Origin of the sequence: Cohnella phaseoli (genome assembly GCF_003386235.1) — a bacterium.
Lineage (GTDB): Bacteria > Bacillota > Bacilli > Paenibacillales > Paenibacillaceae > Cohnella > Cohnella phaseoli.
On record NZ_QRDZ01000004.1, the window covers coordinates 71,592 to 92,112 of the forward strand.

General features: G+C 55.2%; 16 protein-coding genes. 11 read left to right on the forward strand and 5 right to left on the reverse strand.

The genetic code is table 11. The annotated features are described in order from the left end of the window. Positions 1 to 9 precede the first annotated feature (9 nt). Complete coding sequence (locus DFP98_RS06620) at positions 10 to 471, forward strand: DUF420 domain-containing protein (RefSeq protein ID WP_116059782.1); 462 nt, start codon at positions 10 to 12, stop codon at positions 469 to 471. A gap of 114 nt (positions 472 to 585) precedes the next feature. Here the strand turns inward: DFP98_RS06620 and DFP98_RS06625 are convergent, their stop codons facing one another. The 5 genes from DFP98_RS06625 to DFP98_RS06645 form a co-directional block, all read right to left on the reverse strand. Next, positions 586 to 945, reverse strand: coding sequence for a hypothetical protein (locus tag DFP98_RS06625; RefSeq protein WP_220377059.1), 360 nt, complete (start codon positions 943 to 945; stop codon positions 586 to 588). 179 nt (positions 946 to 1,124) lie between these two features. Then, positions 1,125 to 1,496, reverse strand: coding sequence for a LytTR family transcriptional regulator DNA-binding domain-containing protein (locus DFP98_RS06630; protein WP_116059784.1), 372 nt, complete (start codon positions 1,494 to 1,496; stop codon positions 1,125 to 1,127). A gap of 9 nt (positions 1,497 to 1,505) precedes the next feature. After that, positions 1,506 to 1,634 carry a cyclic lactone autoinducer peptide gene (locus DFP98_RS06635; protein WP_116059785.1) on the reverse strand — a complete coding sequence of 43 codons (129 nt, stop codon included), beginning with the start codon at positions 1,632 to 1,634 and terminating at the stop codon, positions 1,506 to 1,508. Beyond that, entirely contained in the window at positions 1,621 to 2,163 is a 543-nt protein-coding gene (locus tag DFP98_RS06640; RefSeq protein WP_116059786.1) for an accessory gene regulator B family protein, read from the reverse strand. The genes DFP98_RS06635 and DFP98_RS06640 overlap by 14 nt, the downstream gene beginning before the upstream one ends. After that, a complete protein-coding gene (locus DFP98_RS06645) occupies positions 2,147 to 2,797 on the reverse strand; it encodes a hypothetical protein (RefSeq protein ID WP_116059787.1) in 651 nt (216 codons plus the stop codon). The genes DFP98_RS06640 and DFP98_RS06645 overlap by 17 nt, the downstream gene beginning before the upstream one ends. 288 nt (positions 2,798 to 3,085) lie before the next feature. On the opposite strand from DFP98_RS06645, the gene DFP98_RS06650 reads away from it, so the two are divergent. From DFP98_RS06650 to DFP98_RS06690, 10 genes are all read left to right on the forward strand, one after another. Beyond that, complete coding sequence (locus tag DFP98_RS06650) at positions 3,086 to 6,172, forward strand: glycoside hydrolase family 16 protein (protein ID WP_116059788.1); 3,087 nt, start codon at positions 3,086 to 3,088, stop codon at positions 6,170 to 6,172. A gap of 387 nt (positions 6,173 to 6,559) precedes the next feature. After that, complete coding sequence (locus DFP98_RS06655) at positions 6,560 to 12,217, forward strand: S-layer homology domain-containing protein (RefSeq protein ID WP_116059789.1); 5,658 nt, start codon at positions 6,560 to 6,562, stop codon at positions 12,215 to 12,217. A 295-nt stretch (positions 12,218 to 12,512) separates the two neighbouring features. Beyond that, entirely contained in the window at positions 12,513 to 13,958 is a 1,446-nt protein-coding gene (locus tag DFP98_RS06660) for an HD-GYP domain-containing protein (RefSeq protein WP_116059790.1), read from the forward strand. Between the two features lie 157 nt (positions 13,959 to 14,115). Further along, positions 14,116 to 14,952, forward strand: coding sequence for an electron transfer flavoprotein subunit beta/FixA family protein (locus DFP98_RS06665; protein ID WP_116059791.1), 837 nt, complete (start codon positions 14,116 to 14,118; stop codon positions 14,950 to 14,952). Further along, the gene (locus tag DFP98_RS06670; RefSeq protein ID WP_116059792.1) at positions 14,949 to 15,983 is read left to right on the forward strand and encodes an electron transfer flavoprotein subunit alpha/FixB family protein; all 1,035 of its coding nucleotides are present in this window, start codon (positions 14,949 to 14,951) and stop codon (positions 15,981 to 15,983) included. The genes DFP98_RS06665 and DFP98_RS06670 overlap by 4 nt, the downstream gene beginning before the upstream one ends. Next, on the forward strand, positions 15,967 to 17,262 hold the full coding sequence (locus DFP98_RS06675) for an FAD-dependent oxidoreductase (protein ID WP_116059793.1): 1,296 nt from the start codon (positions 15,967 to 15,969) through the stop codon (positions 17,260 to 17,262). Before DFP98_RS06670 ends, DFP98_RS06675 begins: the two co-directional genes overlap by 17 nt. Continuing rightward, positions 17,262 to 17,573 carry a ferredoxin family protein gene (locus tag DFP98_RS06680; RefSeq protein WP_116059794.1) on the forward strand — a complete coding sequence of 104 codons (312 nt, stop codon included), beginning with the start codon at positions 17,262 to 17,264 and terminating at the stop codon, positions 17,571 to 17,573. Before DFP98_RS06675 ends, DFP98_RS06680 begins: the two co-directional genes overlap by 1 nt. Before the next feature lie 17 nt (positions 17,574 to 17,590). Then, positions 17,591 to 17,743: a hypothetical protein gene (locus DFP98_RS38950; protein WP_220377060.1), complete on the forward strand. Its 153-nt coding sequence runs from the start codon at positions 17,591 to 17,593 to the stop codon at positions 17,741 to 17,743. 250 nt (positions 17,744 to 17,993) lie between these two features. Continuing rightward, a complete protein-coding gene (locus DFP98_RS06685) occupies positions 17,994 to 19,292 on the forward strand; it encodes an outer membrane protein assembly factor BamB family protein (protein WP_246016447.1) in 1,299 nt (432 codons plus the stop codon). A 58-nt stretch (positions 19,293 to 19,350) separates the two neighbouring features. Further along, positions 19,351 to 20,517, forward strand: a complete 1,167-nt coding sequence (locus DFP98_RS06690) for a PQQ-dependent sugar dehydrogenase (RefSeq protein ID WP_220377061.1) — start codon at positions 19,351 to 19,353, stop codon at positions 20,515 to 20,517. The last annotated feature ends 4 nt before the right edge of the window (positions 20,518 to 20,521 follow it).

Sequence of the window (20,521 nt, forward strand, 5' to 3'; positions counted from 1 at the left end):
TGGAAGCTTATGTCCTGGTATGAGATTTTTCCGCTCGTAAGCACGAGCTTTATTCTAATTAGCGGGATCCTGGTCGCCATCGGCTGGCGGCTGATTATCCTGAAGAAGCGCGAGGCGCACGAGAAGGTGATGATCGCAGCGGCGATCGCGGCGAGCTTGTTCTTCATCATCTACGTATCCCGCACGATTTTCATCGGCAATACGACGTTTAACGGACCCGACAGCTTAAAAACGGTCTACTTGATCTTCCTGCTCTTCCACATCGTACTGGCGACCGTAGCTGCCGTCTTCGGCATCACGACGCTGACGTTGGCGTTCCGTAAGAAGTTCGCCAAGCATCGGAAGGTTGGACGAACGACCGCGACGATCTGGTTCGCTACCGTCATTACTGGCATTACCGTCTACGTGTTGCTGTACCTCATGTATCCGGGCGGCCACACGAAGCCGGTCATTCAGGCGATATTTGGGTAATCGATGAAGCCGCTTCTCGATAACATCTTGATTGATGTTATTCGGGAGGCGGCTTTTTATTTGATTTGGCGACAGCGGAAGCTGTAGTCTTCTGCGAGCTCGTAAGCGGGCAGGTTAGTGTGCTTTGGAGCGCGGCCTCGGCCCCGTGTAGGCCAAAAAAGTGCCTCGGAGCTGCGGCACCGCTCCCGTGAAGGCCAAAAAAGTGCCTCGGAGCTGCGTCGCCGGCCCCGTGTAGGCCAAAAAAGTGCCTCGGAGCTGCGGCACCGCTCCCGTGAAGGCCAAAAAAGTGCCTCGGAGCTGCGTCGCCGGCCCCGTGTAGGCCAAAAAAGTGCCTCGGAGCTGCGTCGGCGCCATCGTGTAGGCTAAAAAAGTGCCTTGGGGCTGCGGCACCGCTCCCGTGAAGGCCCAAAAAGTGCCTCGGAGCTGCGTCGCCACCATCGTGGAGGCCAAAAAAGTGCCTTGGGGCTGCTGCACCGCTCCCGTGAAGGCCAAAAAAAGTGTCTAGGGGCTGCGGCCCCGCCCTGTGTAGGCCAAAAAAATGCCCCTAAAACAAGCCGCGCAAGTCAGCTTAGCTTGATAACAGTGGGGCGTAACGCATATGGGGCTAGGGTGCGATGGGGAGCTATAACAGCCTGCAATACTAAGGGATCGCTCTACTCCGAGCGATCCCTTAGTATTTTTAAAGCTCTTTTGTAATTGCTCTCTGAGAAAATAACATACTTTTCCGTTCCCTCGAAATAACCTTTGTATTGAAAAAACTCCGTTTTCTCAATACGACTTAATCGTCGATAATCCGCGACCTGAGCACGGTCTGTCTTCTCGAATTGGTAGCCCGAGTTGTTGAGATTATCGACAAGCACGCTCAGATTGCTCCCTAGCGTAAAGTAAAATTTTTCTGCTGCGGTGTGGACTTGAATTGTAGCTTCATAGAAGTGGATGTATAGAATGGAGTCCATTGGCAACGACACGATGCCAGTTGCACCTTTAGGGTCTCTACTTACTGGGAGCTCCTTGATCCACTCCATAAGCTCCTCCTACTGCAATTCTTCAGGCATTTCAGGATCATACATCGCATATTGGCATGCAAAGGAAGCTTGTGCAAAGGCAACTAGTCCTAAAACAGTCGAAATCGTGAACAGAGCCATTAGCTTAATTTTTTTCATTCGCCTCACCTCCTCTGATAAAATGTACCAACGTCAAGGTTTGCAGGAGAAATGCTATAGCGAGAGATGGCGATTCAACAATAAAATTAACTGCTATAATCGCCCCTCCTGCCAGCTTAATGATATGGTGCTGCTTTATAATAGAGCGCTTTCCTTGAGGGGCGAATACGGTGCACAAGATCAGACTTCCTACTGTTATTACAAAAGTATGGAGCGGCAGATGAATATACTCGGCTAGTAGCGGAACTGCATTAAATCCAATAATCGTAGTAACAATACATGCAGTAGGTGAAGAAAAGTGCCGCCCGCCAGTAATTAATCGAAGCAAAGAAAAACCGACCATTACGATAAATACTTGTAGAGCCTTTCCGAACATAAGGCCGATGCCTAATGATATGGAATTAATAATCGTATATGATATGACCGTCTCGATTGCGTATCTTTGCACAGGAAGACTGACAGGATGCTGAGGGTTTGCGGCGTGGATTTTAATTGCAAGATGGTTGGCAAGTCTATAGCTCCAGTTCACTAGTTATTTCCTCCTTCTCCATACTTCTACTCAGAATTAGGAGTGCAACCAGCGTAAGTATTGCAGCGATTATTAAAGTAAGTAGCATATTTATATATACAAAACGTAACAGGATGGCAATAAGTAAGAGCTCAAGAACAACAAGCCAGAGATGTTTCCAACGCCATGAAGGAAATTCATAAGTAAACCCATAACCGTGAAAATAGTAGATGAAGGAGAAGGGAATCATAATGGCCGCGGTTAGGATCTGTCCAAGTGCCAAATAACCAAGATTTCCTTGTACCATTTCAATACTGATTCCGAAAAAACCAAGAATAGGAACTACAAGCATTTGAATCACACTTACGACAGCATAACCTGTAGTCATCATCACGGATGCCCACAAGAATCTAATTTTACTGACAAAATTAATAAAGAGGGTGTATGCAAGAAGATAAGTCAAAGGTACGATAATCGTAAATTCGTTAATGATAGTTAAATCTCTCAATGAATAGGAAAATATCGCCAGAACAACACTCAAAACAAGCTTCTTCCAAATAAATTCTCTGAAGGGGAACCGAAACAACATATAGCTGGCTGATATAGTACAAAACGCTTCAAGGGTATAAATCGCTACGTAGATAATTGGCTCCAACCAACTACGCTCCTTTCGGCAGCCTCTGACTAGATTATACATAATTTTCTTTTTTATTGGAATATCTGAAATCAACAATCTGTTTTTCCCATAGTTCATAAATTGAACCAAAGAAGCTCGGATCGCATTACAATCTGAATATTTCCGATACAGCACCAAAACTCGCATGGGTAAAAAATCTGAAACGATTGTAAACGATTCATAATTGAGTGCGTTTTCTAGTGAATTCTATAATGAATTGAGAGCTTCTAGACAGGAAAACGAATCATAGATAGGGGGCACAAGATTGTGACGAAGAAAACCGAGAAGACGATCTTCGTGACACCTGATGTGGACGCAGAGATTGGTGTCAAATACGGCGCTGTGGGCGCGGCTGAGCCAGGGATCAAGGACAACGACGATCCTCAAACCGGCACGAGAAAATATAACGACTATGTGTTCACAAAGTGGTCTACGGGTGAAGTAAGGCATCCGTGGGCCGGGACGACCGCGTTTTCCAGCGTGTCCAACAACACTGCAGTTCCGGGAGTGCCGCAGATTGAAGATAACCTGAGCGTTCCCAACATCCTCGACTGGATGCGCTTCACCAACGACGGGACCGGCGAGAAGATCAACCGTAAAATCAATGCGAATCTGCTGATAGCATCCTTCGCGGGTACCGTGAGCAACAGCCGCGGACACGGCCAGAACGAGGAGCGCAAAAATATCCGCCTTGCTTATATTGACGGCACAAACCCGGCGGGAGACAGCAGCAGTTGGTCCGTGGTCCGCACCGGAACGACAACCGCTCAGTTCACCGCTCCGTCCGCAGAGGGCGTCGAGCGCACGCTCGATGTTTACCTCACATTCCAGGCTACAGAAGCCCGGACGCTTACTATCAGCGCAACCATGCCCAAGCAGGGAGGCGGGCAATACACGTATACCAAAACCGAGACATTAGCTCCCCTGAATGCCTCCAACAACATCAGCGGTCGGTATGCTGCAAAGTTCTCCTTCACTTATACAGGAGATGCCGGCAAAGCGCCGCTGACCGTCAGCTTCTCCCTGAATAACACGAGCGGGAATATGGGCGTTCACGGCGTACGGCTCTCCGAAGGAGCGCCTGCACCGCAGATTTACATGACCGTTCCTGACTTGGATAATGAAAAATATGCGATTGTCGTGCCTGCCTCGCTTTTCCAGCGGCGTTATTTTCCCGTCAGAGTAGTTGATTCGACCGGCGCGTTGGTGAACGATCCGGCTGTTACCTATTCCTACGCGGGTATATCCCCCAATGCGGCCGGGCAGAACGACATCCCCGGAATTACGATCGGAAGCGACGGGATGCTCTACGTTCGCCCGAATACCGCGGAAACGATGACGATTGCCGTTACCGCCTCTGCCACAGTGAACGGGACGCCTGTATCCGCAACGCGCAATGTGCGGATCGTCAAGGACGCAAAAATTAAGGATTGGCCGACCCGCAAGGCAGAGGATGGCCCGGAAGGCAAAAATGCCGTCGACTGGAAACTGTTTTTCAATGACGAGTTTGACGGACCTGAGTTGGATACGACCGCGTGGATTCCTCAGTATCTGAACAGTTGGGCGATCAACAAGGACAACAGCGAAGCCAAATATGAAATCGTGAAAGACGAGAACGGCAACGGTTATCTGGCGCTGGGGACCAAGGAACAGCGGCCCGACTTTAGCGAGGGTTTCAACGGCACCAACGACGGCGGCGATCAGCCTATCGTTTCTCTCTATTCCCGCGACCGTCACCACCAGCACTTGCTGGAGGAGGGGCGCGGCAATGCCTTAGACCCGAACCTGCCCGATTTTGATGGCCTCGTGACTACCAAGTACGGCTACTTCGAGACTCGCCTGCGTCTGCCCAGCACCGGCGACGGCGCACACTTTGCCTGGTGGATGATCGGTGCTCAGGACGACTCGCATCCGACTCAGGCTTTGTCCGGTCCGAAGCCTGCCGGAACCAGATACGGCGCCGGCAGCGGCTCGCAAATGTACGACCTCGGCCCCGGCGGCTGGGGCAACTATGTATTCTACACCACCGACCAGGGCGTAGAGTACGACATTCTGGAGATTACGGCCGACAAGAACAGCCCGAACGGCGAATACAATCGCTGGCTCCCGGTCATTCACAAGAACGGCTCCCGCTCGTCTCCGTCCCATCCCGCCGAAGGACGCTGGTGGGCTGGCGTAGACGTAAGCGAGATACCTAACCCGGTCGCTAGTCCTTACGGAAAATATAATTACACGACGCACACCGAGGACGGCTACACCGGGGGGAGAGATGCGTATCAGGAGTTCCATATCTACGGATTTGAATGGGATGAAACCGGTACGAAAATGTACATCGACGGCCGTCCGGTTTATGTCTCCACTCGTACCGCAGACTATCGCATGTTAACGATTCTCAGTGTCTACTTGGGGCGCAACGATGAAGGCGACGGTTACGGTCATGATCACGGATACTGGCCGAAGGAAGCGATATTCGACTATTTCCGCATTTATAAGAAGAAAGATCCGGTCCCTACGTCCATCGTGATCAACGGACTGAAGGATGCGGAGGGCAAATCTGTGGAAGGCCGCCACAACACTTCATGGGACTATTTTCAACAGGGATCGACCGTTAATCTATCCGCCACAGTACTGGATCAGTTTGGGAAGCCTTACGATATTTCCGGAAATCCCAATCTGTCCATCAAGTGGCGTTTCTCCGACGACATCGGCGGCTCGAAGCCGTTAGCAAGCGGAAGTGTAAATCTGGTTGGCGGGGCAAGCGTGACGTACCCTGCGGGTTTCAGCGCGACGACAATGAACGGTCTTGTCTTGAACGCAGACACGGGAGAGCTGATCGTCGCGGCCAACGCCGCCATGGATCAGGATATTTTCCTGACGGCTTATCTGGCCGATTCCGGAGATTCCAGCGGCTACTACGGAGGCATATTCACAGTTGTCGACGAGCACGTAACCAATGAGAACTGCCGCAATCGGGCCAAGTTCCAGGAAACCAAACACATCAAAGTTTCCAGCGAAGCGCCCAAGCCGCATCGGATCTTCTTTGACAACCCGGCGATGGCGATTGCGCCTGGCGAGACTCTCAACGTGAAAGCCACGGTGTATGACCAGTACAATAACCCAATGCCTGACGAAACGCTGCAGTATGTTCTTTCCAAGGACGTCACGCTCCGTGCGACCGTGGATCTGAGCGGCAGCGGCGTAACTCTGGCCGGCAGTAACTTAACCGCCGCTACGAACGCCGTACAGGGGAAGCAGATCATAGTCCGTGCTAAACTGAACGGCGACGTGTATCAAAATCTTGCTCTGAAAGTAGACGGTGCGCCGCTAACGGAGACGAAGGCTCCAGGGCTTTAAAAACACAGTGTAAAACGCGAGCGAAATAGCTGTTTCAGGCGAACGCCTCTGCACCCCCTTTGCGGGAGACAGGGGCGTTCATTCATGTAATGGTAGATTCGGCCATGGGTAAAAAATCTAAAACGATTGTAAACGATTCAAAATTGAAAGCGGTTTCCTGGGAGGCCTATAATGAATTCTAGGAGCTCCTAAGCAGGCAAAAGATTCGTACGAAGGCTTAAAGTAAAACGATGTAAATCCAGGGGTGTAATCGTCTCGTTGTCTCTTGTGTTTTTCACGAAGTCGTATGATTGGAAAAAAAGAAATAGAGGAAGGAGCGTCTTCGTCAACGGCGTATCCACTAAAGGCACGATTATCGAACAACATTAGATCCAGGAGGAGCGCGCAATGAATCTGAAATTCGTACGAAGAGGACTGTCGCTGACCCTCGCCATGCTAATGGCGATTACTTCGGTTTCCTTCGCTTTACCTTTCGCGTCGGCGGCGCCCAGTCCCGGCTCGGCTTTGTATGTCGGCAGGGATGTGTACCCTAATGCTACGGCAGAAGCTTTGAAAGCTTCGATAGGAACCGCGCACAATGTGGCCAACACACCGGAACGCCATGCAATCTTGGACGGGTCGCCCGGTTTAGTGGATTTCACAAGACCGAACATCATTGATTGGGTTCACTTTGTTAGCAGAGGCAGCGCGAACGTCGCATCCGGAGAAAACCTGACAGGCTCTGCGGTCGTTGTGAAGCATGTCAAGAGCGGAGTGCTAGGCGATCGTGTGGACATCAACGGGAACGACGGTTCGGTGAAAAACGGCGGCAACTACGCTGATTTAGGGCTGTTCGGACCTAAATACACAGATGGCATCGTATTGTCCAGCGGCGTACCCGTGGACTCCACCACGAGCGTAAACATGCGAAGATCGCACCCGGCCTTTGCCTCGACCAACGCAACCGCTACATTTACCGCGCCATCCGCGAACGGCCAGCCCCGCACGCTGGAAATCTATCTAGCCGTGAACGGCGGACAGAACGTAACCGCTACCGCTACTATGAATGGCGTTTCGGTGGCGACCGTCCCGGCTTTTGACAAAAGGGTAGAAGATACCGCTGCCACATCCAATGCCCTTACCGGGATGAAATACGTGTTCACCTACACGGGCGACGCAAATGAGTACCCGCTGGTAGTTACGTTTACTTTGGCTGCCGCCGATAACGCGAGCTGGAGCGGCATTCGCCCTGTGGCTGCGTGCATCCTCGATGCGACTACTAACGCTCTCAGCGTGATTGGCGGTACAGCAGCTTACAACAAACCGCTTAGCAAGCCGGGCGCCGTCCCAGCGGATCAGTTCCTCGCGGGCCAAGCCCTCACGTTAACTGCTGACGCTGCGCCTTTCGGTCAAGTGTTTGATGCGTGGACCGGTATGGACGCATCGCTGCTTGATGACGTGAACAGCTCCACGGCTACTCTCACCATGCCCAACCATGACGTTGCTCTCGTCGCTACATATAAGAATGCGACAACGAAAACCGTCACAGTAGCCGGAGGTATGGCGGCGGAGGCTGGCGGGACCGGTATGGGCGTAACAACCGCCGTCTATGTCGGCAGCACGGTCATGCTCACGGCCGATGCGCCCCCCACAGGCCTTCGTTTCAAAAACTGGAAAGTGACCAACGGGGCACCTGTTTCCTTTGCCGATCCCAATGCCGGCGCAACAACCTTCGTAATGCCTGACGCGGACGTGGAGATCGGCGTCGATTACGGTGTGCTGGGCACGGCTGAGCCGGGGATCAAGAACAACGAAGATTCTCAGACCGGTACGAAGAAGTACAATGACTTCCTTTTCTCCAAATGGTCTGCGGGCGAAATAAGGAATCCGTGGGCCGGGACGACCGCGTTCTCCAGCGTGTCCAACAACACCGCTGTTCCGGGCGTACCGCAAATCGATGATAACCTGAGCGTTCCCAACGTCCTTGACTGGATGCGTTTTACCAACGACGGTACCGGCGCGAAGATCAACCGCAAGGATAGCGCCAGTCTGCTGACGGCGACCTTCGGGGGTACTGTGAGCAATAGCCGCGTCCACGGGCAGAACGAGGAGCGCAAAAACATTCGCCTTGCTTATATTGACGGTACGAGCCCGGCGGAAGACAGCAGCAGTTGGTCCGTGGTACGCACCGGGACGACAACCGCTCAGTTCACGGCTCCCTCCGCTGATGGTATTGAGCGCACGCTGGATGTCTATCTCACGTTTCAGGCGACAGCCTCCAGGACGCTTACCATTAACGCAACCATGCCCAAGCAGGGCGGCGGGCAGTACACGTATACCAAAACCGAGACACTGTCTCCGCAGAACGTTGCCAACAAGATCAGCGGTCGATACGCCGCCAAGTTCTCGTTCACCTATGCGGGAGACGCCGACGGAGCGCCGCTGACTGTCAACTTCTCTCTGAACAACACCAGCGGAAATATGGGCGTTCACGGCGTACGGCTCTCCGAAGGAGCGCCTGCACCGCAGATCTACATGACCGTGCCTGATCTGGATAATAACAAGTATGCGATCACCGTACCTGACTCGCTGTTCCATCGACGTTATTTCCCGGCCAAGGTAGTTGATGCGACGGGCGCGCTCGTGAGCGACCCCGCGGTCACCTATTCTTACATGGGCGTGTCCTCCAATGTGAATGGGCAGACCAGCATTCCCGGCGTCACCCTTGAAAGCGACGGAATGCTGTACGTACGACCGAATACCGCCGAGACGATGACGATTGCCGTCACTGCCTCTGCCATGGTGAACGGTACGCCTGTATCGGCGACGCGCAATGTGCGGATCATCAAGGACGCTAAAATCAAGGATTGGCCGACTCGTAATGCTGAGGATGGCCCGGAAGGCAAAAATGCCGCCGACTGGAAGCTGTTCTTCAACGATGATTTCGACGGCCCCGAGTTGGATACGACCGCCTGGATTCCCCAGTACCTGCAGAGCTGGGCGATCAACAAGGACAATAGCGAAGCCAAATATGAAATGGTGAAGGACGAGACCGGGAACGGCTATCTGGCGCTGGGAAGCAAGGAGCAGCGGCCCGATTTTAGCGAGGGCTTTAACGGCACCAACGACGGCGGCGACCAGCCCATCGTTGCGCTCTATTCCCGCGACCGCCACCACCAGCATCTGCTGGAGGATGGCCGCGGCAACGCTCTGGACCCGGACCTGCCTGATTTCGATGGCCGCGTGACCACCAAGTACGGTTACTTCGAGACTCGTCTGCGTCTGCCGAGCACTGGCGACGGCGCTCATTTCGCTTGGTGGATGATCGGTGCGCAGGACGACTCTCATCCGACCCAGGCTTTATCCGGACCGGAACCGAGCGGCACCAGGCACGGGGCTGGAACTGCATCCGCGATGTACGACTTTGGTCCCGGCAGCTGGGGCAACTATGTATTTTATACCACCGACCAGGGCGTGGAGTACGACATTCTGGAGATCACGGCCGATAAGAACAGCCCCAACGGGGAGTATAACCGCTGGTTACCGGTCATCCACAAGAACGGCTCCCGTTCGTCTCCGTCCAACCCGACTGCCGGGCGCTGGTGGGCCGGCAGTGACGTAAGCGCGACGCCGAACCCGACGATCAGCCCTTACGGGCGGTATAATTACACCACTCACACCGAGGATGGCTACACCGGTGGGCGCGACGCGTACCAGGAGTTCCATGTATACGGCTTTGAGTGGGACGACACCGGCACGAGGATGTATATCGACGGCCATCCGGTCTATGTCTCCACTCGCACCGCGGACTATCGTATGTTGACGATTCTCAGCATCTATCTGGGACGTAACGGCGAGGGCGACGGTTACGGGCACGATCACGGCTACTGGCCGAAGGAAGCCATGTTCGACTACTTCCGCATTTATAAGAAGAAAGATCCGGTTCCTACTTCTATCGTAATCAACGGCTTGAAAGATGCGGAAGGCAACCCTGTGGAAGGCCGACACAACACATCGTGGGACTATTTCCAACAGGGATCGACCGTTAATCTGTCCGCGACGGTGCTGGATCAGTTCGGGGAGCCTTACGACATTTCCGCTAACCCTGATCTGTCTGTCAAGTGGCGCTTCTCCAACGACATAGGCGGTTCGAAGGCGCTGTCGAGCGGAAGTGTCGCTCTGGTCGGCGGGGCTAGCGTGACTTACCCGGCGGATTCCAGCGCAACGACAATGAACGGCCTAACCTTGAATGCAGATACCGGCGAGCTGACCGTCGCGGCCAACGCCGCCATGAACCAGGACATTTTCCTGACGGCCTATCTGGCTGATTCCGGGAATTCTAGCGGCTATTATGGCGGGAAATTTACGGTTGTTGGCGAAGGCGCAGCCAATGAAGGAAACCGCGACCGGGCCAAGTTCCAGGAAACGAAACACATCAAGGTTTCCAGCGAAGCGCCCAAGCCGCATCGAATCTTCTTCGATAACCCGACGATGGCGATTGCGCCGGGCGAGACTCTTAACGTGAAGGCCACGGTGTATGACCAGTACAATAACCCGATGCCTGACCAAACGCTGCAGTATGTTCTCTCCAAGGACGTCACGCTCCGTGCGAATGCGGACCTGAGCGACAGCGGCGTAACCCTGGTCGGCAGTAATCTGATTGCTGCGTTGAACGCTGCGCAGGGCAAGCAGATCATGGTTCGCGCCCAATTAAACGGCGATGTGTACCAAAATCTTGCGCTGAAAGTAGATGGCGCACCGTTGACGGACGCGGAGGCTCCGGCGATCAGCGACCAGCCGTCAAACGGCACCTATACTCAGGGAGATAGCGCAGCGGCGTTGACGGTCGCGGCAAGCGTGAGCGACGGCGGCACGCTGAGTTATCAATGGTACAAAACGGGCAACGGCGACGGAAGCGGCGGCACGGCAATCAACGGTGCGACGAGCGCAAGCTATACGCCGTCGACGAGTACAACAGGTACGACATATTACTACGCTGTAGTGACCAACACGAATCCCGGCGCAGCTGGGGCTAACAAAACTGCAGCAACGACGAGCGGCATCGCCGCGGTAGTCGTTAACGCGTCTGCGCCGCCTTCCGGCTCCGGTTCGGGCTCAGGTTCAGGCTCGGGCGGAACGACGAATAATGACGACAGCAGTACTACCGATTCTACCACGACAACGAAGAATGAAGATGGCAGCACGACCAATACCGTCACTGACAAGACCACGGGCACTGTGACCGAGACGACTATTTGGCCCAACGGGGACAAATCCGTGGTGGAGACTAAGAAGGATGGCACGCTGACAGTTACGGAGACTAAGGACAACGTGAAGGTCGAGACCGTGACCAAGCCGTCGGGCGAGACCACCGCGAAGGTGATTTTATCCGGGGACAAGCAGAGCGCTACAGTCACTATCCCGGTGAAGAAGATCACCCCCGGCACTGTGGCGACCCTTGTAAACGCGGACGGTACGGAGACGATTATACCTAAATCCGTTGTTACTAAGGACGGAGTGACTCTGAATGTGACAGAGTCCGTGAACATCAGAATCATCGACAATAGCAAGAACTTCTCTGACGTGTCGGCTAACAACTGGGCCTACGGCGCAGTGCAATTCGCGGCCAGCCGCGAGCTTATGGGCGGCACTGGCAAGATTACCTTCACGCCGGGCGGCAATATGACTCGTGCTATGCTGTTTACCGTTCTGGCTCGTTTGGACGGACGGGATACCGCGGGCGGCGCAACTTGGTATGAGAAGGGTCTGATCTGGGCCGTGGAAAAAGGAATCTCCGATGGCACCGCGCCCGAAGCCAGCATTACCCGCGAGCAGCTTGCCGCGATGCTGTATCGCTACGCAGGCTCTCCGAAGATTGGCGCTGTGTCCCTGAACGGGTTCTCCGATGCCGACAAGGTTTCCGATTGGGCTAAGAACGCCATCAACTGGGCTGTGGAGAACGGAATCCTGACCGGTAAAGGCGGCAATGTGCTCGATCCGACCGGCAACGCCTCGCGCGCGGAAGTCGCGGCCATGCTCGAGCGCTTTATCAAAAACGCAATGTAATTCAACGGAGCGACTAAGACTTAGACTTAGGCGAAGCCCCTGCCCCCTTTGTGGGGAGCGGGGCTTTGTTTATTATGAGCTGTCGAGGACCTCGAAGGAGGGGAGTAGCGGAGAAATCGTACAAACGGGAACGATATTTTCTGTCGCATCGCACGCATACAGCTTATCCACAACTCCGATTTCTTTTGAAATCAATTAGCCTCGTATTGTTGGGAGCAGGCATCGGGTGTTACACTTGAGAAGCATAGATTTCCAAGGGGAATTCTTCCACTCCTAACGAGGTGCATAGCTTGCGATGAAGACTAGAAGAATGATCGGACCGGCGGCCGGGATTCTGCTGCCTTATCTGCTGTACGAGATGGTAAGAGGACAATCGTGGGACGTTCATCTGAGCTTGCCGAGAGGGCACTTCTATGTGGTTAGCGCCGTCGCGCTGCTGTCCGTGCTGATCGCTTTCGCTGTCGGTCTTGCGGGGCGGCGGGCGCGCAACATCAAGATCAGCTGTCTCTCGCTAGCCTTCGTCTCGTTGGCGGAAGTGTTCATGGTGCACGGTTTGTCTACGCCGAATCTAATGCTGCACGCCACCCATTTGCCCGGCGTTGCCGCATCGCTTAGCGTGCTGCTGGCGACCTTCTGGTTATGGATGTCCGCACTGCCAACCGATCACCCGTTCATTCGCTATTTCATCCGCTTCGAGAAACAGATGCTGCCTCTCTGGACGGCCATTTTGGCAGTGCTGGGCAGCTTAGCTTTGCTGTACCCCGATGCCATTTCATTCATCCCGTTAAATTCTAATCCGCTTAAAGGCATTGCTATCGCGCTCGTGATCCTGATTAACGGCTATACCATCTATCGCTATTACCATGCTTACGAGTATTCGAGATTTCCGCTGCAGCTCTCTATTGTATACAGTGCGGGATGGCTGATTGTGTCCCAACTGATTATGGCAACCGGAGAGACTTGGCGGCTGAGCTGGTGGCTGTACCACTTCCTTCTTCTCGCTTCGATGGTTGTCATGCTGGTCGGATTAAAGAGTCAGTACGCGGCCAAGAAGTCGCTCGCCGGCGCGCTGAGAGCGCTATTTACGACGGACCCGATCGAAAGAATTACCGAATCAATGTCTCCTAGCGTTAAAGCGCTGATGGCCGCTACGGAAAGCAAGGACGTCTATACGGCCGGCCATAACCTGCGGGTGACGCTATACGCGATGCAGATCGCCCAGGAGCTTCAGCTCCCGCCGGATCAGCTTCGCGCTCTGTCGCAAGGCTCCATCATTCACGATATCGGCAAGCTGGACATTCCCGACGAAATTTTGAACAAACCGGGCCGTTTGAATGAGGAAGAGCGGTCGATCATCGAGCAGCATCCGGCCAGAGGCTACGAGATGTGCAGGCGGCTCGGTTTTATGAAGGAAGAGCTGGAAATTATCCGGTCGCATCATGAGAAATGGAACGGCGAAGGCTACCCGGACCGTCTGGCAGGGGAGCAGATTCCGCGTTTGGCGCGCATCGTAGCCGTAGCCGACGTGTACGACGCGCTGACCTCTGACCGCGCTTATCGCCAAGCGATGTCTCATGAGCAGGCCATGGCGATTCTTCGCGAAAACCGGGGAACGCATTTCGATCCGAAATGCTTGGACGCCTGGGAGCAAGCCGTTGAGGGGAGTTCAAGCGTGTCGTCGACAACGTCTCTTGCTTACTCCTCGATTCGTCGACTGTATTCGTTCGAGCATGAAGGTTAGCCAACGCCGCTCTCATCCTCTCGGGGATGTGGGGCGGCGATTTGTTTTGCGACTGCAAGGACAAACCCAGTCATTATCCGGCTCTCCGCTTAATATAGATAAGTGGAAAGGTTTGAACCGGGGCAGTCGACCGGATTGAGCGGAAAGGGTGAGTCTCATGCTGCATATCGTCGCCTGCATCAAACAGGTGCCGGACACGAAGATCATCAAGATGAACCCGAAGACGAACACGATGGATCGTTCCAGCGCGCCGGCCATTCTGAACCCGTATGATGCCCATGCGGTAGAGGAAGCGGTCAGGCTGCGCAATCGCTACGGGGGCGTCGTCTCCGTGCTGACGATGGGACCGCCTCCCGCGGTCAAGGCGATTCGCAAGTGCATCGAGATCGGTGCCGACGAAGGCTACATGATTACCGACAGGGCGTTCGCTGGCGCGGATACGCTGGCGACCAGCTATGCGCTGACGAAGGCGCTGGAGAAAATCGCTCAGACCCGGCCGATCGATCTGATCATCTGCGGCAAAATGACGATAGACGGAGACACCGGTCAAGTCGGGCCCGGCATTGCCCGCAGACTCGATATGCCGCCGCTCACGTCCGTCAACAAAGTCGTCGAAATCGACGAGGAGATGAAGTGCGCCATCGTTCACCGCAAGCTCGAGGACGGCTACGAGGTCGTGCGTTCCGAGCTGCCCTGTCTGCTCTCGGTGGAGAAGGAGATCAACGAGGTTCCTTACTCCTCGCTGCCGAACATGCTCCGCGCCGCTCGTTATCAGCCGCATATTTGGGCGGTCGCCGATCTGTCGGACATCGATAAGACGCAGCTTGGACTGAAGGGATCTCCGACGATCGTCAGCTCCGTGTGGGCGCCGCCGAAGCCGCAGGGAGGCAAGATACTGGAAGGAGCGCCGACAGAGCAAGTCTCTCAATTGCTGGACATTTTAATGTCGCGCCAAGAGCTGTTCGCTGCGGCTGCGGGAGGTGGAGCTTCTTGAGCTTCGAGGATTATCGCGGAGTATGGGTGTTTATCGAGGAGAAGGACGGGGCGATCGCTCCCGTCTCGCTGGAGCTGCTCGGGGCGGGCAGACAGCTGGCGGATAAGAGAAAGACCGAGCTGGCCGGCGTGCTGATCGGGGAAAATATTAGCGCGCTGGCCGATAGGGCGTTCGAATACGGAGCCGACAAAGTGTATGTATACGACGCTCCGATCTATCGCTTCTACCGAACTGAAACCTATATGAGGGCAATGCTGGCTTGCGTGGAGAAACATAAGCCGGAAATTCTGTTGTACGGGGCGACTTCGACGGGCAAGGACCTGGCCAGCGCCGTGGCGACCGATCTTCCGACCGGCTTGACGGCGGACACGACCCAACTCGACGTGGAGGAGGACACCGGGCTGCTGCTCGCCAGCCGGCCGGCTTTTGGCGGGAACATTATGGCGACGATTCTGTGCAAGAAGTATCGTCCGCAGATGGCGACTGTTCGCCCCAAAGTCATGAAAGCGCTGCCTCGTAAAGTCGGAGCCTCCGGCGTTGTCGTCGAGGAATGCTTGCCGCTAAGGGAAGAGGATATTCGCACGAAGGTGCTGGAAATCGTCCGTTCGACGACGCGCCGCATCCGGATCGACGAGGCCGATGTTGTCGTGGCGGGCGGCAAGGGACTGGGAAGTCCGGCGGGCTTCAAAATCGTGGAGCAGTTGGCGGAAGCGCTCGGCGCCGCCGTCGGGGCGAGCCGGGACGTCGTGGAGGCGGGCTGGATCGGCCATCATCATCAGGTCGGCCAGACGGGAACGACGGTGACGCCGAAAATTTATTTTGCCATCGGCATATCGGGAGCGATTCAGCATCTGGTCGGCATGCAGAACTCGGGGCTCATTATCGCGATCAACAAGGACCCGGCGGCTCCGATCTTCCAGGCCTGCCATTACGGCATCGTCGGCGACGCGCTCACGATCGTGCCGATGCTGACCGAGGCTTTCAAATCCGCTTTGGGAAGAAAGGAAGAGGCCGATGCCGGAAAAGTTTGACGCGATCGTCGTAGGAGCGGGGCCGGCCGGAACCGCCTGCGCCTACGAGCTGGCGAAGGCCGGCGTTAATGTCATTCTGATCGAGCGGGGGGAGTACCCTGGCTCCAAGAACGTGATGGGCGGCGTGCTGTACCGCAAGATGATGGAGGAGATCGTCCCCGACTTCCATAAAGAAGCGCCGATCGAACGGCCGATCGTCGAGCAGAGATTTATGATGATGGATAAGACATCGGCGGTAACGTTCTCCTACAAAGGCATGGAGTGGGCCGAAGAGCCGTACAACAACTTCACCGTACTGCGCGCGAAGTTCGACCAATGGTTCGCGGCCAAGGCGGTGGAGCAAGGCGCGCTGCTGCTGAACGAGACGGTCGTGCTCGAGTGCATCGTCGAGGACGGCAAAGTCGTCGGCGTGCGGACAGATCGGCCGGATGGGGAGTTGCGCGCCGATGTGGTTGTGCTGGCGGACGGCGTCAATTCCCTGCTCGCCAAGCAGCTCGGGTTCCATAAGGAATTCCGTCCGGACGAAGTGGCGCTGGCGACGATGGAAATTCTGAAGCTCGATAAGAAGATCATCGAGGATCGTTTTAATCTGGAGGAAGGTCAGGGCTGCACGATCGAGCTGTTCGGCGATGCGACGAAGGGCATCCTCGGCACCGGATTCCTGTACACGAACAAAGATACGCTCAGCATTGGCGTCGGGACGCTGCTTTCAGGCTTGATCAAGCATAAAATAAAGCCCTACGAGCTAATGGAATACGTGAAGAAGCACCCGATGATTCGTCCCTACATTCAAGGCGCCGAGGCTCAGGAGTATCTGGCTCATCTGATTCCCGAGGGCGGCTACCGCTCGATGCCCAAAGTCGTCGGAGCAGGAGTCCTCGTCGCGGGAGATGCGGCGCAGCTCGTGAACGCCATTCATCGCGAAGGCTCCAACATGGCTATGACGTCGGGGAGACTTGCGGCGGAGACGATTGTCGCGGCGAGAGAACGAGGCGACTTCTCGGAGGCGGCGCTTGACGATTATCGCAAGAAGCTGATGAGCGGCTTCGTCGGTCAGGATCTGAAGAAGTACAAGGACGCCACCCACCATTTTGACAAGTTCCCGCAATACTTTGAGCAATACATTCCGATGATGAACCGGGCGGCAAGCCAAATGCTGACCGTCGACGGCATGCCCAAGCGGGAGAAGCAAAGGAAAATCTGGAGGGACATCGGACCGGCCAAGGAGAAGATCAAAATGGCCCGCGACCTGTATCGCGCGTGGAGGGTGATGAAGTGATGGGCGAAACGCAGCCGGCAGCGTCAGCCAAGGGCGCAAGCATCGAGGAGAAGCAATATTTGCTTCGTTTTAACGCCGATACGCAGTCTCATCTGCATGTGATGGACACGGAAGTATGCCTGACGAGTTGTCCGGATAAAATCTGCACCGTCTTCTGCCCGGCCGAAGTCTATAAATGGGAAGAGGTGCGCATGCACGTCGGCTACGAGGGCTGCCACGAGTGCGGAAGCTGCCGCATCGGCTGTCCTCATCAGAACATCAAATGGGTGTATCCGAAAGGCGGCCACGGCATCGTTTTTCGACTCGGATGACAAAGGTGGGACTCGGGATGAAGGTTGGCGATCACGTGGTCTATGTGCAGGACGGCACGCATGGGGTAATCGTCGAAATTCACGACAATCTGTACCATATCATCTGGGAAGATCATTTTAGCAGCTGGGAGCTTGGCGAACGGTTGAGAAAATGGGAAACGAAGTCGTAGGCGGCCAATGGTCAGACTCATACCGGAAGAGAACCGCGTTCCTCATGGGATCGCGGTTGTTTGTGTTGCCGGAGAACGGCCGGGATGCGGTTCGACAGGGCGGAAGATGAAACTTTACCCAATTCATTGCGTCTATATCAGTTGAACCAAAGACATCGGGAAAATCAGTCCAATGGGCATTGCACATTCAAGGTTCAATCTATACAGTGCCTTCAAGGCGCAGAACACGGAGGGAAAAACTGTGCAACTCATGAGAAAAGCGGCTGGCGCAGCTTTGTCGCTGGCACTGCTTGCGTCGGTTCTGCCCGCTGTCGCCGGCCAAGCCGAGGCGGCAGGGAAAACCACCTACTCGCGCGAGTATGGAATTATGGCTGCGGACAAGACGCCGATCCTCAAGCCCAAGTGGCAGCTTCAAGCCGATGTTGCGGGGGGAGGAGCGTCCGAAATTGCAGCGGCGGACGGCAGATTGTTTTATTCTTACAAAAATAAGATCATTTCCGTAGATGCGACGACCGGCAAAACGAAGTGGACGTATGACGGCCGCCGTTCGAGCCCGCTATTGGCGGGCGAAGGCTCTCTTTATTTTGTTAATTCGCTCGGGTACCTGATCAAGCTGAACGCCAAGACGGGCGCGGCCGGCTGGAAAACGAAAATCGCCGACGCTTCCGAGGACGCTTTCTATTCTCTTGCTAGGGACGGAAGAACGCTATACGTGACTGAGCTTGACAGTCTGGCCGCCTATGACGCCTCCACGGGCAAGAGAAAGTGGAAAACCAAATCGCAGGAAATAGGATCGCCTCAATATCAGGGCACATATGGGGGAATCGCCGTCGTATCCGGAGTCGAGAACGGGGCGATAACGACAATACATTTCTACGGCTATGAAGCAGCCTCGGGCAAGCGGCTCTGGGAGCTGGACGGCACGCATTCCGACGTGCTTCACGAACAGGACGGCTACTTGTATTTGCGCAACAATTGGCCCGTGCTCGATAACGGCTTTGCGGCAGTCATCGATAAAGTGGACGTCAAGACGGGGAAGATCGCCAAAACGCTCTCCTATATTCCGGAAGAAGACGTGGCTGGAAACAATGCGGCGGCGGTCATAATCGAAGGGAAATCGATCTACATCGAGCAGATTAAGTCCGGGGGGAGCAAGGTGTCCGTGTTCTCGCTGGATCGCGAGCCGGAAAAGCAGACGCCGCGGATTTACGAAAATCACGGGAAGTTTCTGGCTGGGCCTTATGCCGGCCGACTCTATTTCGAGGTCAACCAGAAGCTGATCGGGCTTAAGGATGGAGGCAACGGATTCATTGTCTTTAACGGGCCCGCGAACCCCATCGCGCAGCTGGATTTACTCGGCCAAGCCGCCGTTATCGGGCTAACGAACGGGCAAGTCTATTTGGCTAACGCGTCCACTGGCAAGGTGGCGGGCAAGCTTGTCACGGGTGCGAGACAGTTTGGGACCGCGAAAGTGGAGAACGGGATGGCGATCATTCAGGCCGAGGACCAAATTTACGCCGTAGCTTTGCCTTCGTCTCTGACTAAGTAAAGGAGATTGGCGGTCGGGAGTAGAAGCTTTATTTTATCCGTAAAGGGGGAGGGCTAAGTTGAGAATCGTTGGGGTCTCGCTTGCGGGGCTGATCGTTATCCTGGGCCTGACCGCATGCTGGGGCGGGGCGGATAAGCCCAAGCCGGCGGACTCCGCAAGCAGCGGCGTTGTGGCGCTTGAACCGGTCTTCGGAGAAGAGACGTTCGACAAGCCCGTAGGGTTGGAACGGCGGGAGGGCGATCCGGATGCGGTCTATCTCGTCGAGCAGCCGGGACGAATCGTAAGCAAAAGTCTAAGCAGACCGGATCAAGCGGCCGAGATCATACTGGACATCCGGGAGCGCGTGCACGACAAAGGCGGAGAGCAGGGTCTGCTGGGGCTCGCCTTCGATCCGCAGCGTCCGAACGACGCCTATGTGAACTACACGACCAAGACGCATACGGTTATTGCGCGGTATACCGCCGACCCGAACGACACGGGAAAGCTGGATCCGGGCAGCGAGCAGGTGCTGCTCACGTTCGAGCAGCCTTATTCCAACCATAATGGCGGCCAATTGGCGTTCGGACCGGACGGCTATTTGTATATCGCGGCCGGGGACGGAGGCAGCGGCGGCGATCCGCAGAACCACAGCCAGAACCTGGACAGTCTGCTTGGCAAAATATTGCGAATAGACGTGAGAGGCAAGACGGGGGAGCTCGCATATGCGATTCCTCCGGACAACCCGTTCCTGGACAGCGGACGACCCGAAATCTATGCATACGGGCTGCGCAACCCTTGGCGCTTCAGCTTCGACGAGGAGAGCGGCAAGCTGTGGGCGGCGGACGTAGGCCAGGACCGCTTTGAGGAGATCAACCTGATCCAGCGCGGCGGCAATTACGGCTGGCGGCTGATGGAGGGGACGGAATGCTATAATCCGAAGAGCGACTGCCAGCGGGACGGTTTAATAGACCCCTTATTCTCGTACGGTCGAGATGACGGCGTATCGGTAACGGGAGGCTACGTATATCGCGGAAGCGATATACCGGATTTGACGGGCTGGTACGTCTATGCGGATTATGGCATGGGCACGATATGGGCGCTGCGGGAGCGGGAAGATGGCAGCGCCGAGCACCGAGCGCTGCTGACCTCCGACCACAACGTCACCTCGTTCGGCTTGGATGCGAATAATGAGCTGTACGTCTGCACCGCCGATGGGCAAGTACTCAGAATGACAAAGATTAGGTGAGCAT